This window comes from Pseudomonas sp. RW10S2, assembly GCF_014268985.1.
In the GTDB taxonomy this organism is placed as follows: domain Bacteria; phylum Pseudomonadota; class Gammaproteobacteria; order Pseudomonadales; family Pseudomonadaceae; genus Aquipseudomonas; species Aquipseudomonas wayambapalatensis.
The window spans coordinates 1-15,052 of the sequence record NZ_JABWRO010000127.1; the positions used below are offsets into that span (position 1 = coordinate 1).

Below are 15,052 nucleotides of genomic sequence, written 5' to 3' on the forward strand. Positions count from 1 at the left end.
CCAATCGCGGGACAAGCCCGCTCCTACAGGTCGGCGCCGTTCCTGGCACAAGAATTCAAGGCAGGTAAGAAATGAGCGCTATCAACGTCTTCCAGCAAAACCCCGGCAGCGATGCCAAGGCCCAGTCGCCGCTGCACCACGCAGACCTGGCCAGCCTGGTCGGCAAGGGCCGCAACAACGCAGGCGTCACCCTGCGCGAGAAGAAATTCCTCGGTCACCTGACGATCCGTGGTGATGGCCACGATCCGCAGTTCGCCGGCGCCGTGCACAAGGCCCTGGGCCTGGAGCTGCCGGTGGCGCTGACGGTGGTCGCCAACAGTGACATGTCGCTGCAGTGGGTCGGCCCCGACGAATGGCTGCTGATCGTCCCGGGCGGCCAGGAGTTCAGCGTCGAGCAGAAGCTGCGCGATGCCCTCGACGGCCAGCATGTCCAGGTGGTCAATGTCAGTGGCGGGCAGACCCTGCTCGAGCTGCGCGGCCCGAACGTGCGCGACGTGCTGATGAAATCCACCAGCTATGATGTACACCCGAACAACTTCCCGGTGGGCAAGGCCGTCGGCACCGTGTTCGCCAAGTCGCAACTGGTGATCCGCCGCACTGCCGAAGACACCTGGGAGCTGGTGATCCGCCGCAGCTTCTCCGACTACTGGTGGCTGTGGCTGCAGGACGCATCGGCCGAGTACGGCCTGGCCATCGAGGCATAAGGAGCGCAGATCATGAGTCGGGCACCGGACACCTGGATTCTCACCGCCGACTGCCCGAGCATGCTCGGCACGGTCGATGTGGTCACGCGTCATCTCTTCGAGCAGCGCTGCTACGTCACCGAGCATCACTCCTTCGATGACCGACTGTCGGGGCGTTTCTTCATCCGTGTGGAATTCCGCGCACCTGACGGTTTCGATGAAGATGCCTTCCGTGCCGGGCTCGCCGAGCGCAGTGAAGCCTTTGGCATGGCGTTCGAGCTGACGGCACCCAATCACCGCCCCAAGGTGGTGATCATGGTGTCCAAGGCCGACCATTGCCTGAACGACCTGCTGTATCGCCAGCGCATCGGCCAATTGGGCATGGAGGTGGTCGCAGTGATCTCCAACCACCCCGACCTGGAGCCGCTGGCGCACTGGCACAAGATTCCCTACTACCACTTCGCGCTCGACCCGAACGACAAGCCGGGCCAGGAGCGCAAGGTGCTCAAGGTGATCGAGGAAACCGGCGCGGAGCTGGTGATTCTCGCGCGCTACATGCAGGTGCTGTCGCCAGAGCTGTGCCGGCGCCTGGATGGCTGGGCGATCAACATCCATCACTCGCTGCTGCCGGGGTTCAAGGGCGCCAAGCCCTATCACCAGGCGTACAACAAGGGTGTGAAGATGGTCGGCGCGACCGCCCACTACATCAACAACGACCTCGACGAAGGGCCGATCATTGCCCAGGGCGTCGAGGTGGTCGATCACAGCCACTATCCTGAAGATCTGATCGCCAAGGGGCGCGATATCGAGTGCCTGACCCTGGCGCGGGCGGTGGGGTATCACATCGAGCGACGGGTGTTCCTCAATGCCAACCGGACTGTCGTTCTCTGACGTCTGCACGGGCCTCTTCGCGGGCAAGCCCGCTCCTACAGGCACAGCGCCGTTCTCAGACACGCGATCCCCTGTAGGAGCGGGCTTGCCCGCGAATGGCCTCACCACTTTCGACCTGCCGTAAACAGATAATCCCCTGTCGCATCCAGTCACTGCGACATCCCCCATCAAGCCCACAATTCCCCTCATTCCAGTAACACAGGCCGCCCAGGGATGGCGGCGCTTCAACCACCGCTGCATAAATACAAATCAAGCGAGGTAAGAGCATGTCTGGTAATCGTGGAGTGGTGTATCTCGGCGCAGGCAAGGTCGAGGTGCAGAAGATCGACTACCCCAAGATGCAGGATCCGCGCGGCAAGAAGATCGAGCACGGCGTGATCCTCAAGGTGGTCTCCACCAATATCTGCGGTTCCGACCAGCACATGGTCCGGGGCCGCACCACCGCTCAGGTCGGCCTGGTTCTCGGCCATGAGATCACGGGTGAAATCGTCGAGTTGGGCCGCGATGTCGAGCGCCTGAAGATCGGCGACCTGGTGTCGGTGCCGTTCAACGTCGCTTGCGGGCGCTGCCGTTCCTGCAAGGAGATGCACACCGGCGTCTGCCTGACCGTCAACCCAGCCCGTGCCGGCGGTGCCTATGGTTATGTCGACATGGGTGACTGGACCGGCGGCCAGGCTGAATACGTGCTGGTGCCGTACGCCGACTTCAACCTGCTGAAACTGCCTGACCGCGACAAGGCCATGGAGAAGATCCGTGACCTGACCTGCCTGTCGGACATCCTGCCCACCGGCTACCACGGCGCTGTCACCGCAGGCGTCGGCCCGGGCAGCACCGTCTATGTGGCAGGCGCCGGCCCGGTCGGCCTGGCCGCTGCCGCTTCGGCACGCCTGCTGGGCGCCGCCTGCGTGATCGTGGGTGACCTCAATCCGCTGCGCCTGGCCCACGCCAAGTCCCAGGGCTTCGAGGTGGTCGACCTGTCCAAGGACACCCCGCTGCACGAGCAGATCATCGACATCCTCGGCGAGCCGGAAGTGGACTGCGCCGTCGATGCGGTAGGCTTCGAAGCCCGCGGCCACGGCCATGAAGGCGCCAAGCACGAAGCTCCGGCGACCGTGCTCAACTCGCTGATGCAGGTCACCCGTGTGGCCGGCAAGATCGGCATTCCGGGCCTGTACGTGACCGAAGACCCGGGCGCGGTGGACGCGGCGGCGAAGATCGGCGCGCTGAGCATCCGCTTCGGCCTGGGCTGGGCCAAGTCGCACAGCTTCCACACCGGCCAGACCCCGACCATGAAGTACAACCGCCAGCTGATGCAGGCGATCATGTGGGATCGGATCAACATCGCCGAAGTGGTGGGCGTGCAGGTGATCAGCCTGGATCAGGCGCCGGAAGGGTACGGTGAGTTCGATGCGGGCGTGCCGAAGAAATTCGTGATCGATCCGCACAGGACCTTCAGCGCTGCCTGAGGTTTTTGGGGCCGCTTTGCGGCCCAATCGCGGGATGAGCCCGCTCCCACAGGCCTGTGGGGCGGGCTCGCTGCTTGCCGACACCCGGCAGGAACAAACCTCCGGGCCCCCAGTCCAACACCTCGTTTTCCAGGCCATCCCGGCCTACGAGGTCCCCCGATGAAAGCATTCACCCTGGCAACCCTGATGACCCTGGCCGCAAGCCCGGTGTTCGCCTTCAACCTCAACGATGCCGCCAATGCTGTCTCGGCCATGCAGACCCCGAAAGGCCAGGTCCAGGCGCCGGCCGCACAGGCCAATCTGCTCAACACCTTGGGCAGCGAACTGAAGATCACCCCCGAGCAGGCTGTCGGCGGCGCTGGCGCCATGCTGGGCCTTGCGCGCAACAACCTGAGCAATGACGACTACGGCCAGTTGACCAAGGCGGTGCCCGGTCTCGACCTGTTGTCCGGTGCCAACGCCCTGGGCGGGCTCAACGGGCTGGGCGAGTTGCTGGGGCAGAACAACCAGCACTCGTCGGCGCTGAGCAATGCCCTGGGCAATGTCGAGAATCGCAACGACCTGGATAACGCCTTCAAGGCGCTGGGCATGGATACCGGCATGATCGGCCAGTTCGCGCCGTTGATCCTGCAGTACCTGGGGCAGCAGGGCATTGCCGGTTCGTTGCTGCAGAACCTGGGCAGCCTGTGGGGCAGCCCGGCAAGTGCGGTGCCATCGGTCTGACAGCCAGCCGGCCCTTTCGCGGGCTTGCCTGCGAAAAAGCCGGCGCGGACACGCCGTTACCCCGCCTCGGAAAAGTCCACCAGTTGCACCGGCCGCCGGAAGCCGGCCGTCAGCACCGCCAGGTAAGCCAGCCCCAGGGCGAACCAGCACAGGCCAATCACCAGGGTCAACGCCGACAGGCTGGTCCACAACCACAGCGTCAGCCCCAACCCGACCAATGGCACCAAGCCATATCGCAGCAGCCCTGTTGGAGTGCGATGGGTACGCTCGTCGATCAGGTGCGTGCGCACCACTGCCAGGTTCACCACCGAGAACGCCACCAGCGCACCGAAGCTGATCAGCGATGCCAGGGTCGCCAGATCGATCACCAGTGCCAGCAGCGAAAAGGCCGAGACCAGCACGATGGCGAACACCGGTGTGCCGAAGCGTGGCGACAGGTGGCCGAAAGTGCGCCTTGGCAGCACGCCATCACGGCCCATGGTGAAGAGGATACGTGACACCGCCGCCTGGGAGGCCAGTGCCGAGCCCAGGCTGCCGGCGACGAACGCGGCCGTGAAGAAGTTGGCGAGGAACTGGCCGCCGGCCTTGAGCATCACCTCGTTGGCGGCGGCGTCGACGTTGCTGAATGCGCTGCCTGGCAGCACCAACTGGCTGACATAGGCGAGCACGGTGAACAGCAGCCCGGCACTCAGGGTGGTGAGGATGATCGCCCGCGGTACGTCGCGACGGGCGTCCCTGCATTCCTCGGCCAGTGTCGACACCGCATCGAAGCCCAGGAACGAAAGACACAGCACCGCCGCCCCGGCCATCAACGCCGCGAAGCCCGGGGCACTGCCGTCGCCCCGCAGCGGAGCCAGCATCTCTACCGGTTGTCCGGCGAGGCTCTGATAGGACAGTGCGACGAACACCCCGATGAAGACGATCTGCGCGCCGACGATCAGGTTGCTGGCCTTGGCCACCGAGTGGATGCCGATCACGTTGAGCAGGGTGACCAGGGCAATCGATGCCAGGACGATGCCCCAGGCCGGGATGGCAGGGAAGGCGAGGTTGAGGAAAAGGCCGATGAGCAGGTAGTTGATCATCGGGATGAACAGGTAGTCGAGCAGCAACGACCAGCCGGCCAGGAAGCCGATATTCGGACCGAACGCGAGGTTTGTGTAGGAGTATGCCGAGCCTGCGACCGGAAAACGCTTGACCATGAAGCTGTAGGACGTGGCGGTGAACAGCATCGCCAGCAGGGTGACGAGATAGGCACCTGCGGTGCGCCCGCCCGTGATCTCGGTGACGATGCCGTAGGTGGTGAAGATGGTCAGCGGGACCATGTACACCAGGCCGAAGAACACCAGTGCGGGGAGGCCGAGCACGCGGCGCAGTTGTGGTGCTGGCGCCTCGGCGGAAGAGGAGGGTGTGTGGGCCATCGATCGATCCTGGCTTTTTGTAATTGTGTAGATCGATTTTTATCCAGGCGACTGGACGATGACAAACAAAGAGTTGCTTATCTCAATTATAAATATGGATTTTAATCGAGCATCTGGACGCGTATTCGCGGCCAGATCCGCGAATACGCAGAGATCATGCTCAGCGCATCTCGGCGCGCAGCTGCTCGATGCGTTGATCCTTGTCTTCCCACAACTGGTTCACCCACGCCTGAACCTGCTGCCGGAACGCCGGATCGCTCTCGTAGTCGCCTTCACACAGGGTGCGGTCCAGCTCACGCACCTGAATGTCGATGGTCACCCGGCTGATGCTGCCATTGAGCAGGTCCCAGAAGCCCGGCGCCTTGTTGCCGGGGTAGACGATGGTCACATCGAGCAGGGCATCGAGTTGGTCGCCCAGTGCGGCGAGCACGAAGGCCACGCCGCCAGCCTTGGGCTTGAGCAGGTGGCGGTACGGCGACTGCTGTTGTGCGCGCTTGGCTTCGGTGAAGCGCGTGCCTTCAAGGTAGTTGACCACGGTCACCGGCTGGCGCTTGAACAGCTCACAGGCAGCCTTGGTGATTTCCAGGTCCTTGCCCTTGAGTTCGGGGTGCTTGTCGAGGAAGGCCTTGCTGTAGCGCTTCATGAAGGGGTAGTCCAGCGCCCACCAGGCCAGGCCCAGCAGCGGCACCCAGATCAGCTCCTTCTTGAGGAAGAACTTGAAGAACGGCACCCGGCGGTTGAGGCTTTCGATCAGTGCGGGAATGTCGACCCAGCTCTGGTGGTTGCTGATGCACAGGTAGGAGGTGTTCGGGTTCAGGTTCTCGATGCCACGGATGTCCCATTGCGTGGGGATGCACAGGGCGAAGATGGCCTTGTCGATTTCCGACCAGGTCTCGGCGATCCACATCACCGCCCATGAGGCATAGTCGCGGCCACGGCCGGGCAGCACCAGCTTGAGCAGGGCGAAGACCAGCAGCGGCCCGATCAGCACCAGGGTGTTGAGCAGCAGCAGGGCTGTTGTGAGAATGCCGGTCAGCAGGCGACGCATAAGGAGACTCTTGTTGTGTGAAATTTGCGGTTGGCAATGATAAGCAGGGCGAGGCCCTACGCCAAACGTCCAGTGCCCAATGGAAGGCACAAATGTTTCACATTATGTTGGATAGGCTATGACAACGAACCTATCCTGCCCGCGTAGTCTAAGCACTGTCTCATCTCAAGGAATGTTTCCCGTGAAACCACTGCTTGCCCTCCTGTCACTGCTGGCGCTGCCGGTGATGGCCGCCGAGCCGACACTCTATGGCCGCTACGAGTACATCAAGCTCCCCGAGATCGGCCAGACCCTCAAGGCCAAGATGGATACTGGCGCGCTGACCGCTTCGCTGTCGGCCAAGGATATCGAGACCTTCACCCGCGACGGCGAGGAGTGGGTGCGATTCCGCCTGGCGACCAAGAACGCCGACGGCAAGGTCTACGAGCACAAGGTGGCGCGCATCAGCAAGATCAAGGCCCGCTCGGGCGATGAAGACGACGAGGACGAACCGGCCGAGGCCGCCCGCCGCCCGGTGGTGGACCTGGAGCTGTGCCTGGGCGACGTCAAGCGCACGGTGGAGGTCAACCTGACCGACCGCAGCAACTTCAACTACCCGCTGCTGATCGGCGCCAAGGCGCTGCGTGAGTTCAAGGCGGCGGTGAACCCGGCGCGGCGCTATACCGCAGACAAACCGGACTGCTGATCGTCCGGGCTGGCCTCTCGCAGGCAAGCTCGCTCTCGCAGGTGCAGCGTCAACCTGCAATTGTGGGAGTAGGCTTGTCCGGCGGTAGGGCCCGGTCGGACAATCGACGACCAGACCCTCAGAGCCTCACCCATGCCCCACATCCTCATCGTCGAAGACGAATCCGCCATCGCCGACACCCTGGTCTACGCCCTCCAGGCCGACGGCCATACCACCACCTGGGTGAACCTGGGCAGCGCCGCGCTCGATCAGATGCGCCAGCGTCCGGCCGACCTGGTCATCCTCGACATCGGCCTGCCCGATATCAGCGGCTTCGAAACCTGTCGCCAGCTGCGCCGCTTCAGCGAGGTGCCGGTGATGTTCCTCAGTGCCCGCGATGGTGAGATCGACCGGGTCGTAGGCTTGGAAATCGGTGCCGACGACTATGTGGTCAAGCCGTTCAGCCCGCGCGAGGTGGCTGCGCGGGTGCGGGCGATCCTCAAGCGCATGGCGCCCCGGGGCGAGGCGGTGGGCGAAGCCCAGCCGTTCGAAGTCGATACGCGGGGTATGCGCATTCTCTACCGGGGCCAGGCGCTGACACTCACCCGCCATGAGTTTCGCCTGTTGCACTGCCTGCTCGAGCAACCCCGGCGGGTGTTCAGCCGCGAGCAACTGCTCGACGGCCTGGGCGTGTCCTCGGATGCCGGTTACGAACGTACCGTCGATAGCCATATCAAGAGCCTGCGCGCCAAGCTGCGCCAGGTCGTGGCCGACGCCGAGCCGATCCAGACCCATCGCGGCCTGGGCTACAGCTACAGCCCGGACCACGCCTGATGCGCCTGGGGATCCGGATCTTTCTGGTGTACTTCCTGTTCGTCGGGTTGTCGGGTTACTTCCTGCTCAATACCGTGCGCGAACAGATTCGCCCGGTGGTGCGCCAGTCTTCCGAGGAAACCCTGGTGGACACCGCCAATCTGTTGGCAGAAATCCTTCACGATGACGTCAAGGCCGGCACGCTTGGGCAAAGTCGTCTGCCGCAAGTGCTCGAATCCTACGGGCAGCGCCGCCCGGGTGCCGATATCTGGGGGCTGGCGAAAAACCAGGTCAGCCACCGGATCTATGTCACCGACGCCCAAGGCATCGTCCTGCTCGACTCCAGTGGCCAGGCACTGGGCAAGGATTACTCGCGCTGGAACGACGTCTACCTGACCCTGCGCGGCCAGTATGGCGCGCGTTCGACCCGCAGCGATCCGGACGACGAAAGCACCTCGGTGATGCATGTGGCGGCACCGATCATGGACAACGGCCAGGTCATCGGAGTGGTGACGGTGGCCAAGCCCAACAGTTCGTTGCAACCCTATATCGACCGCTCCGAGCAACGTTTGCTGACGCTCGGCCTGGGCTTGATCGTGCTCGGGCTGCTGGTGGGCGCGGCGCTGTCCTGGTGGCTGGCGCGGTCGTTGCGCCGCCTCACCCGCTACGCCCAGGCGGTGAGTGAGGGCGAGCGCGCGGCGCTGCCGCACTACAAGGGCGGCGAACTGCTGCAACTGGCCACGGCGGTGGAGCGCATGCGCACGCAGTTGGAGGGCAAGGCGTATGTCGAGCGCTATGTTCATACCCTCACCCATGAGCTGAAGAGCCCACTGGCGGCGATTCGCGGGGCTTCCGAGCTGTTGCAGGGGCCGATGCCGGATGAGCAGCGGGCGCGTTTTGCCAGCAATATCGAGCGTGAGAGCGAGCGTTTGCAGCAGATGATCGAGCGCTTGCTCAACCTGGCGCGGGTCGAGCAGATGCAGGCGCTGGAGGATGAGCAGCAGGTGCCGCTTGCGGCACTGCTCGACGAGTTGCTGCACGGGTATGCGGCGCGGATCGACAGTGCCGGATTGCAGATCCGGCAACAGGTGCCGGGTGGTGTGTTGTTGCTGTGCGACCCCTTCCTGTTGCGCCAGGCGCTGGCGAACCTGGTGGACAACGCACTCGACTTCACGCCGGCCGGCGGCACGTTGTCGTTCGAGTGGGTGCAGGAGGGCGAACGGGTTGCGTTGAGCCTGTTCAACCAGGGGGAGGCGATTCCGGATTACGCCATCGAGCGGGTCAGCGAGCGCTTCTATTCCTTGCCGCGGCCAGGGACCGGACGCAAGAGCACCGGGCTTGGGCTCAACTTTGTCGACGAAGTGATGCAGCTGCATGGTGGAGCGCTGGCGGTCGATAACGTCGACGGCGGGGTGCGGGTCAGGCTATGGCTGCCTGCACGGCGCATGGGCTGATTCCGGCGCCGGATTCGAGACCGGCTCGCCATCTCCACACAATCTGCACAAACCCTCCCCATTGTCTCCATGTGATGGGCGCAACCTGCGCCCATCACAACCGGAGCCAACGCCCCATGAACAAGCCCCTGAGTTTCAAGCTCGGCATGATCGTCCTGCTGATGCTGCTGTTATTGATCCCTCTGTTGATGATCGGTGGCCTGATCGATGAACGCCAGGCCGCGCGCGATAGCGTGCTGCAGGACATCGCCCAGAGCTCGAGCTTCGATCAGCAGATCAGCGGCCCGCTGTTGGTGGTGCCGTACCGCAAGTACCAGCGCCGCTGGATCGACAAGGACGGCAAGAGTGTGCAGGAAACCAGCACTGTCAGCGGCCACCTGTACTTCCTGCCGGAAACCTTCGAGGTCGCCAGCCAGGTCGATACCGAGCTGCGCGCCCGTGGCATCTACCAGGCGCGGCTGTTCCATGCCAAGAACCATGTCAGTGGCCGCTTCAACCTGCCCGAGCGCTGGGGTATCGACAAGGACTACGACGACTACCGGTTCGACAAACCGTTCATGGTGGTGGGCATCAGCGATATTCGTGGCATCGAGAACGCCTTGGAACTGAGCCTCGACGATCAGCGCCTGCCGTTCGAAGCAGGCACCGGCCTGGACTGGATGGCCGGTGGCGTGCGCGTCGCTCTGCCGGGGCTGGATGGCCAGGCTGCCCGCGAGTTCAGTTATGCCTTCGACCTGGCGCTGCAGGGCACCGGACAACTCCATGTACTGCCAGTGGGGCGCAGCAGCCGGGTCGAGATGCGCGCCAACTGGCCCCATCCGAGCTTCATCGGCAACTACTTGCCGGCCAGCCGTGAGATCGATGCCCAGGGCTTCACCGCGCGCTGGCAGACCTCGTTCTTTGCCACCAACCTGGAAGACGCGCTGCGCCAATGCGCCGGTGCGGACAAGTGCGCGGATTTCAGTGGGCGCACCTTTGGTGTGAGCTTCGTCGATCCGGTGGACCAGTACCTCAAGAGCGAACGTGCGATCAAGTACGCGCTGCTGTTCATCGCGCTGACCTTTGCCGGCTTCTTCCTGTTCGAGGTGTTGAAGAACCTCAGCGTGCACCCGATGCAGTACATGCTGGTGGGGGCGGCGCTGGCGCTGTTCTATCTGTTGCTGCTGTCACTGTCGGAACACCTGGGTTTCGGCTTGGCGTACGGCTTGTCGGCGGCGGCCTGTGTGCTGCTGATCGGCTTCTACTTGAGCCATGTGCTGCACAGCCCGGTGCGCGGGGCGGGTTTTGCGCTGGGGTTGGCGGCGCTGTATGGCCTGCTCTACGGGCTGCTGAGTGCCGAGGACTATGCGCTGCTGATGGGCTCGCTGCTGTGTTTTGGCTTGCTCGGGGTGTTCATGGTGCTGACCCGGCGGCTGGACTGGTCGCGGGTGGGGAGGGTGGCATGAGGGAGGACAAGGTGATCGGGCGCTGGTTGGCGGTTCGGGTGGGGATGTTGTTTCCTGCCAGGTCGGGGTGAGGCATTCGCGGGCAAGTCGGCGCTCCGACTTGCCCGTGAACGGGGGCTTCAGGCTACCGGCACTGTAGCCAGCATCGATGGCCGCTGGCACACCTGGGCATACCATGCAGCCAGCCCGGGCTGTTGGTCACGCCACCCGAACTCCGGCTGGCGCAGGTCCAGGTAGCCCAGCGCGCAGGCCACGCCGATCGAGGCGATGTCGAAGCCGGAGGCGATCTCTGCCAGGTGATGCTGCTCAAGATCCGCCAGGCCTCGGCGGATCTTCGCTGACTGCGCCTGCAGCCAGCCATCCCAGCGCTTGTCCTCAGGACGCAGGAAGCTTTCATAGCGGCTCGACACCGCCGCATCCATGATCGCATCGGCCTGGGAGGCCAGGGTCAGGCGCCGCCAGCGCGCCGAGCCCTCGCGGGGAACCAGCGGGTTACCGACGTGCTGGGTGTCGAGGTACTCGCAGATCACCCGGCTGTCGTGCAGCACGCTGCCGTCGTCCAGGCGCAGGGCCGGGATCTTGCCGATCGGATTGTCCTGGTTGAGCTGCTCGTCACCGCTCACCGGGCTGATGTTGACGGGTTGCAGGGTCACGCGGGCCAGCTGGTCGGTCTCGTGCAACACCACCATGACCTTGCGCACGAACGGCGACAGCGGCGAATGGAACAGGATCATGGGTCAGTTACCCTGCAGGCTGGGGGGCAGGCACACGCCGGTGCCACCGATGCCGCAGTAGCCTCCGGGGTTCTTGGCCAGGTACTGCTGGTGGTAGGCCTCGGCGAAGTAGACGGTCGGCGCCTGGTCGATCTCGGTGGTGATCTCGCCGAAACCGGCCTTGCTCAGCTCGGCCTGGAAGGCATCGCGGCTGGCCTTGGCCTGCTCCAGTTGCTCCGGCGAGGTGCAATAGATGGCCGAACGGTACTGGGTGCCGATGTCGTTGCCCTGGCGCATGCCCTGGGTCGGGTTGTGCAGTTCCCAGAACATCGCCAGCAGTTCGCGGTAGCTGACCTTGTCCTTGTCGAACACCACCAGCACCACTTCGGTGTGGCCGGTCAGGCCCGAGCAGACCTCTTCGTAGGTCGGGTTGGGGGTGAAACCGCCGGCGTAGCCGACCACGGTGCTGACCACGCCTTCACGCTGCCAGAAACGTCGTTCGGCGCCCCAGAAGCAGCCCAGGCCGAAGATGGCGAAGTCGATGCTGCCTTCGAAGAATGGGCCGAGCAGCGGGGTGCCTTCAAACACGTAGTGGAATTCGGGCAGGGACATAGGGGTTTCGCGGCCAGGCAGGGCCTGTTCCGCGGTGGGCAGGACGTTTTTGTTCACGAGGATTTCCGAGCGCAGGACCATGATTGTTCCTCTGTCTGACAGTGGGAGCGGTTGTGGCTTGTTCGCGGGCAAGCCCTCTCCTACAGGGGTTGCTGTGGGAGCGGGCTTGCCCGCGAAGAGGCCCGCATGGCCCCTATAGTGCCCGAGGTTTACGCGCCTGTCAGGCCACCGGCCCGCGCGGATAGCGCCTGAGCTTGTCGACCAGCTCGCGCCCGGGGATCGGCCGGTCGAACAGGTAGCCCTGGCCGACGTCGCAGCGGTGGCGACGCAGGAACGCCAGCTGTTCGGAGGTCTCGATGCCTTCGGCGACCACCTTGAGCTTGAGGTTGTGGGCCATGGCCACCACCGCCGAGGTGATCTCCATGTCGTCCTGGTTGGCGGGAATCTCGCTGATGAAGCTGCGATCGATCTTGATGATGTCGATGGGAAACTTCTTCAGGTAGCTCAGCGATGAATAGCCCGTACCGAAGTCATCCATGGCCAGGGTCAGACCCAGCTGCTTGAGCTCGTCGAGCTGGCGCCGGGTGTCTTCGGTGGCCTCCAGCAGCAGGCCCTCGGTCAGCTCCAGTTCCAGCAGGTGCGGGGGCAGCGCTTCTTCCTTGAGAATGGCACCGATCGAGCTGACCAGCTCGGGGTCGGAGAACTGCTTGGGCGACAGGTTGATCGCCACGTGCAGATTGCCCATGCCTGCCTCGCGCAGCTCCTGGCTCATGCGGCACGACTGGCGCACCACCCATTTACCGATGGGGATGATCAGGCCGGTCTCTTCGGCCACGCTGATGAACTGGTCGGGGCGAATCATGCCGCGCTCGGGGTGGTTCCAGCGCAGCAGCGCCTCCAGGCCCAACAGGCGACCGCTGCGCAGGCACAGCTTGGGTTGGTAGAAGACCTCCAGCTCGTTCTGGGTCAGGGCCCGGCGCAGGTTGTTCTCGACGAACAGCTTGTAGCTGGCCTCGGCGTTGAGCACTTCGGTGAACACCTGGACCTGATGCTTGCCGTTGGCCTTGGCCTTGTGCAGGGCCAGGCCTGCGTTCTTCATCAGGGTCTGCGGGTCGGCGCCGTGCAGGGGCGCACAGGCCAGGCCCACGGAGGCGGTGACGTTGATCAGCTGGTTGTCGACGAACATGGGCTTGTCGAGGGTGCGCAGCAACTGCTGGGCGATGTTCTGGCCGTCTTCGAGGCCGGTGTCGTCCAGCAGCACGGCGAACTCGTTGCTGGCAAAGCGCGCCAGGCTGCCACCGCTGCTCAGGCTGTTGCGCAGACGGCGGGCCAGGCTGATCAGCAGCTTGTCGCCGGTCTGGTGGCCGAGGCTGTCGTTGATGCGCTTGAAGTTATCGATGTCGACCAGCAGCAGGCAGATCGGGCTGTCGCCGTCGCGGGCGAAGCGTTCGTCGAGGCTGCGGATGAACGCAGGGCGGTTGCCCAGGCTGGTGAGGTTGTCGGTGTAGGCCAGGCGCTCGATGCGTTGCTGGGCAAGCTTGCTCTGGGTGACGTCTTCGTAGATGCCGATGTAGTGGGTCAACTCGCGGTTGTCGCCATACACCTTGGAAATCGACAACTGGCCCCAGTAGGGTTCCAGGCTCTTGCGCCGGCTCTTGAATTCACCTTGCCAGCTGTTGCCCATGGCCAGGCTCGACGGTGAGTCGAACAGGATCTGGCTGAGGTTTTCCAGTGCCGGCAGCTCGGCCAGGTGGTGGCCCTGCACTTCGTCGGTGCTGTACTGGGTAATGGCGGTGAAGCTTGGGTTGACGTACTCCACCACCCCGTCGCGATTGACCAGCAGGAAGGCGCTGGCGCTCTGCTCTACCGCACGCTGGAACAGGTGCAGGGCGCTGGTGGCGGTGCGGCGGTTGTGGTTGGTGATGACCTGGGCGAACTGGTCGGCCAGCTCGCCGGCAAAGGCGATTTCGTCGGACTGCCAGGCCCGCGGCTGGCCGGTCTGCTCCAGGCAGAGCACGCCGACCACCTGGCCGTCGACGCGGATGCTGGCATCGAGCATGGCATTGTCGGCGGTGTTGAGCAGGCCCTGGACCATGTCCCGGGTGCGTGGGTCATGGCTGGCGTTGTGGGCGTCGATGGCGCGGCTGGCGTGCAGGGCGTCGAGGTAATCCGGGTAGTGGCTGGCGTCGATCGGCTGCGGCAGGCGGTGGGCCTGCTCGTGCTGGAACCAGGCGGTGATCGGTTCCAGGCGTTGCTCGTTGAGGTACCAGATGCTGGCGCAGTCGAGCTTGTAGATTTCGCAGGCGCTGCGGGTGATCAGTTCGGCCGCTTCGAGCAGCGAGTTGCTGGCGCTGTAGCGCTGGCGTGCCAGGCGCAGGATCAGGTCCTGCTGGGCACGCACCCGCTCCAGGTGCTCGAGTTGCTCCTGTTGGGCGCGCTGGTTGAGTTGCAGGGCCAGTTGCAGGCGGCTGTTGCGTGACTCGAGATCGTTTGCGTCCAGGCCCGGGATTTCTTCTGCCTGGTCGTCCAGCACCGTGAGGTAGCCGCGCAGCAGTTGGCGATTGTGCTGCTTGTAGGCCTCGCCGACCTCCAGCAGGCGCAGGGGCCCGGAGCCGGCGTGCAGGGTATAGCGCACGCGGTAGTGGTTGCGCCGCGCCAGCTGCAGTTGGATCTCGTCGTACAGCTTGTAGCGCGCTTCAGGCTCCATGAGGCTGGCATAGGGCGAGCCGATCAGGGCACAGAGTTCGGCTGCGGGCAGGCCGAACTGGCGATCGCAGCCCGGGTCGAGGTAGAGCATGGCCCAACTGGCTTCGTTCAGCCGCTCGAAACGCAGCATCCCGAGCCGCGAGGGCACGGGTAACTGCGTCACGACCTCGGCCGCCACACGGCTGGCGGCATCGGGTTGGCTTTTCATCGAAGACTCGCTTGAACAAGGCGGTTGGCGCGGTATGCCGCAGGTAAGCGGCGGCGCGTTGAGCAAGGGTGCATCATGTCCCGTGGGCTGGCAAGCGGCCATGTGGGGCAGCGTATGCAGGTTGTCGGCTGGGCGTCGGAAATCTGAAGCTTGCGCGCCTCGCGGCCCTTCATGGGAAGGTTGTTTTCAGGCAAAAAAAGCCCCCCCC

Annotated in this window: 13 protein-coding genes; 8 read left to right on the forward strand and 5 right to left on the reverse strand. The window is 64.2% G+C overall.

The genetic code is table 11. The annotated features are described in order from the left end of the window. Positions 1 to 71: 71 nt before the first annotated feature. The 4 genes from soxG to HU729_RS21775 all read left to right on the forward strand — a co-directional run bounded on the left by soxG (position 72) and on the right by HU729_RS21775 (position 3,763). Positions 72 to 704 (forward strand): sarcosine oxidase subunit gamma family protein, encoded by a 633-nt coding sequence (soxG, locus tag HU729_RS21760; RefSeq protein ID WP_186667475.1) that lies wholly within the window; start codon positions 72 to 74, stop codon positions 702 to 704. Between the two features lie 12 nt (positions 705 to 716). Beyond that, positions 717 to 1,574 (forward strand): formyltetrahydrofolate deformylase, encoded by an 858-nt coding sequence (gene purU, locus HU729_RS21765; RefSeq protein WP_186667476.1) that lies wholly within the window; start codon positions 717 to 719, stop codon positions 1,572 to 1,574. Positions 1,575 to 1,840: 266 nt separating this feature from the next. Beyond that, entirely contained in the window at positions 1,841 to 3,040 is a 1,200-nt protein-coding gene (gene fdhA / locus HU729_RS21770) for a formaldehyde dehydrogenase, glutathione-independent (RefSeq protein ID WP_054892154.1), read from the forward strand. Positions 3,041 to 3,199: 159 nt separating this feature from the next. Next, positions 3,200 to 3,763: a DUF2780 domain-containing protein gene (locus HU729_RS21775; RefSeq protein ID WP_186667477.1), complete on the forward strand. Its 564-nt coding sequence runs from the start codon at positions 3,200 to 3,202 to the stop codon at positions 3,761 to 3,763. Positions 3,764 to 3,819: 56 nt separating this feature from the next. Here HU729_RS21775 and HU729_RS21780 read toward each other — a convergent pair whose 3' ends face one another. Together HU729_RS21780 and HU729_RS21785 are read right to left on the reverse strand one after the other, a co-directional pair. After that, entirely contained in the window at positions 3,820 to 5,181 is a 1,362-nt protein-coding gene (locus HU729_RS21780; protein ID WP_186711518.1) for an APC family permease, read from the reverse strand. A 160-nt stretch (positions 5,182 to 5,341) separates the two neighbouring features. After that, on the reverse strand, positions 5,342 to 6,229 hold the full coding sequence (locus HU729_RS21785; RefSeq protein ID WP_186711519.1) for an acyltransferase: 888 nt from the start codon (positions 6,227 to 6,229) through the stop codon (positions 5,342 to 5,344). A gap of 181 nt (positions 6,230 to 6,410) precedes the next feature. On the opposite strand from HU729_RS21785, the gene HU729_RS21790 reads away from it, so the two are divergent. The 4 genes from HU729_RS21790 (at position 6,411) to creD (ending at position 10,605) form a co-directional block, all read left to right on the forward strand. Further along, positions 6,411 to 6,914 carry a RimK/LysX family protein gene (locus tag HU729_RS21790; RefSeq protein WP_186711520.1) on the forward strand — a complete coding sequence of 168 codons (504 nt, stop codon included), beginning with the start codon at positions 6,411 to 6,413 and terminating at the stop codon, positions 6,912 to 6,914. Between the two features lie 132 nt (positions 6,915 to 7,046). Then, positions 7,047 to 7,727, forward strand: a complete 681-nt coding sequence (creB, locus tag HU729_RS21795; RefSeq protein ID WP_186711521.1) for a two-component system response regulator CreB — start codon at positions 7,047 to 7,049, stop codon at positions 7,725 to 7,727. Then, a complete protein-coding gene (gene creC / locus HU729_RS21800; protein WP_186711522.1) occupies positions 7,727 to 9,160 on the forward strand; it encodes a two-component system sensor histidine kinase CreC in 1,434 nt (477 codons plus the stop codon). Before creB ends, creC begins: the two co-directional genes overlap by 1 nt. Positions 9,161 to 9,276: 116 nt before the next feature. Next, positions 9,277 to 10,605 carry a cell envelope integrity protein CreD gene (creD, locus tag HU729_RS21805; RefSeq protein WP_186711523.1) on the forward strand — a complete coding sequence of 443 codons (1,329 nt, stop codon included), beginning with the start codon at positions 9,277 to 9,279 and terminating at the stop codon, positions 10,603 to 10,605. Between the two features lie 119 nt (positions 10,606 to 10,724). Here the strand turns inward: creD and HU729_RS21810 are convergent, their stop codons facing one another. The 3 genes from HU729_RS21810 to HU729_RS21820 form a co-directional block, all read right to left on the reverse strand. Then, on the reverse strand, positions 10,725 to 11,339 hold the full coding sequence (locus HU729_RS21810; protein ID WP_186711524.1) for a glutathione S-transferase: 615 nt from the start codon (positions 11,337 to 11,339) through the stop codon (positions 10,725 to 10,727). A gap of 3 nt (positions 11,340 to 11,342) precedes the next feature. After that, positions 11,343 to 12,011, reverse strand: a complete 669-nt coding sequence (gene msrA, locus HU729_RS21815) for a peptide-methionine (S)-S-oxide reductase MsrA (RefSeq protein WP_186667485.1) — start codon at positions 12,009 to 12,011, stop codon at positions 11,343 to 11,345. A 139-nt stretch (positions 12,012 to 12,150) separates the two neighbouring features. Continuing rightward, the gene (locus HU729_RS21820) at positions 12,151 to 14,844 is read right to left on the reverse strand and encodes a GGDEF and EAL domain-containing protein (protein WP_186711525.1); all 2,694 of its coding nucleotides are present in this window, start codon (positions 14,842 to 14,844) and stop codon (positions 12,151 to 12,153) included. Between the last annotated feature and the right edge of the window lie 208 nt (positions 14,845 to 15,052).

Coding starts and splice junctions, on each gene's coding strand:
- creD (WP_186711523.1), top strand. CDS start 9,277: ATGAACAAGCCCCTGAGTTTCAAGCTCGGCATGATCGTCCTGCTGATG.
- HU729_RS21810 (WP_186711524.1), bottom strand. CDS start 11,339: ATGATCCTGTTCCATTCGCCGCTGTCGCCGTTCGTGCGCAAGGTCATG.
- HU729_RS21775 (WP_186667477.1), top strand. CDS start 3,200: ATGAAAGCATTCACCCTGGCAACCCTGATGACCCTGGCCGCAAGCCCG.
- fdhA (WP_054892154.1), top strand. CDS start 1,841: ATGTCTGGTAATCGTGGAGTGGTGTATCTCGGCGCAGGCAAGGTCGAG.
- creB (WP_186711521.1), top strand. CDS start 7,047: ATGCCCCACATCCTCATCGTCGAAGACGAATCCGCCATCGCCGACACC.
- HU729_RS21785 (WP_186711519.1), bottom strand. CDS start 6,229: ATGCGTCGCCTGCTGACCGGCATTCTCACAACAGCCCTGCTGCTGCTC.
- soxG (WP_186667475.1), top strand. CDS start 72: ATGAGCGCTATCAACGTCTTCCAGCAAAACCCCGGCAGCGATGCCAAG.
- msrA (WP_186667485.1), bottom strand. CDS start 12,011: ATGGTCCTGCGCTCGGAAATCCTCGTGAACAAAAACGTCCTGCCCACC.
- purU (WP_186667476.1), top strand. CDS start 717: ATGAGTCGGGCACCGGACACCTGGATTCTCACCGCCGACTGCCCGAGC.
- HU729_RS21780 (WP_186711518.1), bottom strand. CDS start 5,181: ATGGCCCACACACCCTCCTCTTCCGCCGAGGCGCCAGCACCACAACTG.
- HU729_RS21820 (WP_186711525.1), bottom strand. CDS start 14,844: ATGAAAAGCCAACCCGATGCCGCCAGCCGTGTGGCGGCCGAGGTCGTG.
- creC (WP_186711522.1), top strand. CDS start 7,727: ATGCGCCTGGGGATCCGGATCTTTCTGGTGTACTTCCTGTTCGTCGGG.